The organism is Cryobacterium sp. 10I1, from assembly GCF_035019805.1.
Lineage (GTDB): Bacteria > Actinomycetota > Actinomycetes > Actinomycetales > Microbacteriaceae > Cryobacterium > Cryobacterium glucosi.
Window position 1 is genome coordinate 1 of record NZ_JASJVF010000274.1, and the last position, 4,064, is coordinate 4,064.

The following is a 4,064-nucleotide window of genomic DNA, read 5'->3' on the forward strand; positions in this document are numbered from 1 at the left end:
TCGTAGCGCTTGGTGTACTCGTTCTGCTGCAGGTCAGCCCGGGGGTACGAGCCGAGGAAGATCACCTTCGGGCTGAACCGGCGCAGGCCGAGCAGGGCGTCGGCGACGCGTTCGTCGTGGATGTGCCCGTCGGCGTCGATCACGAACCGGTAGCGACCGAGCGCGTCGCCGATCGGACGCGACTGGATCAGCGAAAGGTTGACCCCGCGGGTCGCGAACTGCTCGAGCAATTCGAGGAGCGCCCCCGCGCGGTCCTCCGGCAGCTCGACGATGAGGCTCGTCTTGTCCGCACCGGTGCGTTCCGGGATCACGGTCGTGCGGCTGACCAGCACGAACCGGGTGACGGCGTTCGGGTTGTCACCGATGTCGGTGGCGAGAACCGTGAGGTCGAGATGGTTCTCGATCCCCGGAGGGGCGACCGCGGCATCCGCCTGTTCGGTCTCGAGCAGTGAGGTCGGCGCCGCCACATTGCTCGAGGCGGGGATGTGGCCGTGGTGCGGAACGTTCGTCTCGAGCCAGTTCCGGCACTGGGCGTATGCGACCGGGTGCGCGGCGACGATCTTCACGTCGGCAAGCGTCGTGCCCGGCCTGGCCACGAGCACGAAGTTCACCGGCACGAGATACTCGCCGATGATCCGGAGGTCCGGCACCTTCGCGAGCGCGTCCTGGGTGGCGGACACGCCGCCGTCGACGGAATTCTCGATCGCGATCATCGCGGCGACGCTGCGACCGGAGACGACGTCGGCGAGCGCCTCGCCCACGTTGTTGACGGAGCGCCAGGCCTGGGCGCGCGCCTCGGGCACCTGGGCGAGTGCCGCCTCGGTGAAGGTGCCCGCCGGCCCCAGGAAGCTGTAGCTGGCTTTGCGCGTCTCGGACATGGCTCACAGCCTACTTGCAGTGCCAGACTGGGGACATGAATGAACGTGCGGGCACTCCGGCCCTGGAATCAGACCTGATCGATGTCGACGCGCTGGTCAAGGCGTACTACGACCTGAAACCCGATGTGACCGTGCCCGCCCAACGGGTGACATTCGGCACCTCCGGGCACCGTGGCAGTTCGCTGAACACGGCCTTCAACGAGAACCACATCATCGCGACGACGCAGGCCATCGTCGAGTACCGCACCAATCAGGGCATCACGGGCCCCCTTTTCATCGGGACGGACCCGCACGCGCTGAGCGCCCCGGCGTACACGACGGCGCTCGAAGTGCTCGTCGGCAACGGCGTGCGCGTGCTCGTCGACGAGTTCGACGACTACGTGCCCACCCCGTCGCTCTCGCACGCGATCCTCGCCTACAACCGGGCAGGGAACACCGATGAGGCCGACGGCATCGTCGTCACCCCCAGCCACAACCCCCCGACCGACGGCGGCTTCAAGTACAACCCCCCGCACGGTGGACCGGCCGACAGCGACGCCACCTCCTGGATCGCCGCGCGCGCCAACGAGCTCATCGCCGGCGGACTCGTCGACGTGAAGATGAGCGAACCGAGCGCGGTCGAGACCTACGACTTCCGCGGTGCGTACGTGAACGACCTCGAGAACATCATCGACATGGCCGCCATCAAGGCGAGCGGCATCCGCATCGGCGCAGACCCCCTCGGCGGCGCGAGCGTCGGCTACTGGGGAGCGATCCGCGACCGCTACGAGCTCAATCTCACCGTCACGAACCCCAAGGTCGACCCGACCTGGCGCTTCATGACCCTGGACTGGGACTCCAAGATCCGGATGGACCCGTCGAGCCCCTCCGCGATGGCCTCGGTCATCGCCCACAAGGACGACTTCGACATCCTCACCGGCAACGACGCCGACGCCGACCGGCACGGCATCGTCACGCCGGACGGCGGCCTGATGAACCCGAACCACTTCCTCGCCGTCGCGATCGACTACCTCTACAGCCACCGCGAGGGCTGGCGCGCTGACGCCGCGATCGGCAAGACGCTCGTCTCCTCGACGATGATCGACCGGGTCGCCGGCTTCCTCGGCCGCGACCTCTGGGAGGTGCCGGTCGGGTTCAAGTGGTTCGTGCCCGGGCTCATCGACGGTTCGGTCGCGTTCGGCGGCGAGGAGAGCGCCGGTGCGAGCTTCGTGCGCTTCGACGGCACGGTCTGGACGACGGACAAGGACGGTATCCTGCTGGCCCTGCTCGCCTCCGAGATCCTCGCCGTCACCGGCAAGAGCCCGAGCCAGCGCTACGCCGAACTCGTCGAGCACTTCGGCGACCCGGCGTACGCCCGGGTGGATGCCGCGGCGACGCCCGCGCAGAAGGCCCAGCTCGGCAAGCTCGACGGCGACGCGATCACCGCGACCGAACTCGCCGGCGAGAAGATCCTCGCGAAGCTCAGCCACGCCCCAGGCAACGGGGCCGCGATCGGCGGCCTCAAGGTCGTCACCGAGAACGCCTGGTTCGCCGCCCGGCCGAGCGGCACAGAGGACGTCTACAAGATCTACGCCGAGTCCTTCAAGGGCCCGGAGCACCTCCGCCAGGTGCAGCTCGAGGCGAAGGCGATCGTCGACGCCGCCATCGCGTAGACACTTTCGTAGACGGATGCCGTCGCGCACGTTCGCCGGTCGGCGGGCGCGGGCGGCGGCATCCGTCGTGTGACGCGGCCGGTGGTTAGGGGATGCTCCAGTAGTACGCGGTGGCGCCCGGGTGCTTCACGGTGATCGCGTAGTCGACGGAACGGTAGTCGGTGTCGTCGGTGTGGCCTGCGTAGTAGATGACGATGTCGTCGCCGCTGCCCTCGATGCGGGTCACGACGCCGGTGTGGTCGCGGTCGCCCGAGTTGTCCCAGTCGAACTGCACGACGTCGCCGACCTTGACCTGGTCGCGCTGCTGGTCGGTGAGCGCGGTCGCACGCCCAGAGCTCGCGAGGTAGTTGCGGAACGCGGTCGAGCTGACCCAGGCGTTCGAGTGGGTGAAGGACGAGCCGGTGCCCTTGGACCACCAGCTGCCGTCCATGGCCCAGCCGCGCTGGATCAGGGACTGGCTCGTGAAGTTGACGCAGTCGTTGTCGGTGACGACGCCGTAGTCCGCCGTGTTGTAGTTCGTCCAGTGCGCGATCATGTAGTCGACCTGGGCCTGCACTCCGCCGGTCGAAGCCGCCGCGACGGGGGCGGGCGCGGCGGTCGTCACGGGCGCCGGAGCGGGTGTCGGCGTTGCGGTCGCGACAGGCGCGGTGTCGACGGCGACGGGAGCACCGGCATCCGCCGGCGTCGCCCGAGGGGTCGCGGTGTCTGTGGGGGTCACCGATGTGGCGATCTCCGCTCGCGCCGAGTCTGAATCGTCGTCGCCCCAGGATGCGACGGCGGCGGTGCCGATCACGAGAGCAGCGAACGCGAGCGCGGCTGCGCTGATGCGAAAGCGTCGGGTGAACTGCACGAATTCCTCGTCTCATTTGGGGGGGGATATATCCAGATAATCACACTTCAATGGGAAAACTGCCCGCCAAGCTATGAAGTGTCGCTGAATCGCCGGGCTAGGCGACGCTCCAGTAGCTCACCGTTCCCCCGGTGTTCGCGAGGGATTCCTCGACGGACTTGTCGAGGCTATCTTCGGTGTGACCTGCGTAATAGAGGTGCGTTCCCGAGGCGTCCTTGACGACGCGGGTGACGATTCCGGTGTGGTCTTTGTCGCCGGAGCGGTCCCAGTCGAATTGCACGATGTCGCCCACCTTGACCCGGCTGCTTTCGCCGGCGGTGAGCGGCGTGGCACGCTCGGGGTGGGCGGACAGGTACGCGGCGAACGCGGTCGAGCTCGACCAGGCGGAGCTGTATCCGGCGCCTGCAGCGCTATAGGACCACTCGGCGTCCATCGTCCACCCGCGCGCGATCAGCGACTGGCTCGTGAAGTTGACGCAGTCGTTGCCGCCGATGGCGCCGTAGACGGCGGAGTTGTATGAGTTCCAGTGGGCGCGCACGTAGCCGATCTGGGCCGTGATGCGCGGGTCGGGGACGTACTGGAAGGTGAGCGGGCTCACGCCGGCGGCGACGGCCACAGCGGGTGCGGTGTCGGCCGCGGCGCCGGTGCTCGCGAGGGCGCTCGCTGCGCCGCTCGGGGCCGGGG

General features: G+C 68.3%; 4 protein-coding genes. 1 reads left to right on the plus strand and 3 read right to left on the minus strand.

Annotation, left to right across the window (positions count from 1 at the left end; genetic code table 11):
- A partial coding sequence (gene pheA / locus QN345_RS16330) for a prephenate dehydratase (RefSeq protein WP_323508887.1) occupies positions 1-878 on the minus strand: 878 nt, incomplete at its 3' end.
- Between the two features lie 35 nt (positions 879-913).
- Between pheA and pgm the strand changes: the two genes are divergently transcribed.
- Positions 914-2,530, plus strand: a complete 1,617-nt coding sequence (gene pgm, locus QN345_RS16335) for a phosphoglucomutase (alpha-D-glucose-1,6-bisphosphate-dependent) (protein WP_323505308.1) — start codon at positions 914-916, stop codon at positions 2,528-2,530.
- An 85-nt stretch (positions 2,531-2,615) separates the two neighbouring features.
- Here the strand turns inward: pgm and QN345_RS16340 are convergent, their stop codons facing one another.
- Positions 2,616-3,380 (minus strand): amidase domain-containing protein, encoded by a 765-nt coding sequence (locus QN345_RS16340; RefSeq protein WP_134449156.1) that lies wholly within the window; start codon positions 3,378-3,380, stop codon positions 2,616-2,618.
- Positions 3,381-3,477: 97 nt separating this feature from the next.
- Positions 3,478-4,064 (minus strand): amidase domain-containing protein (locus QN345_RS16345; RefSeq protein ID WP_323508888.1); only part of this gene is annotated, 587 nt, incomplete at its 5' end.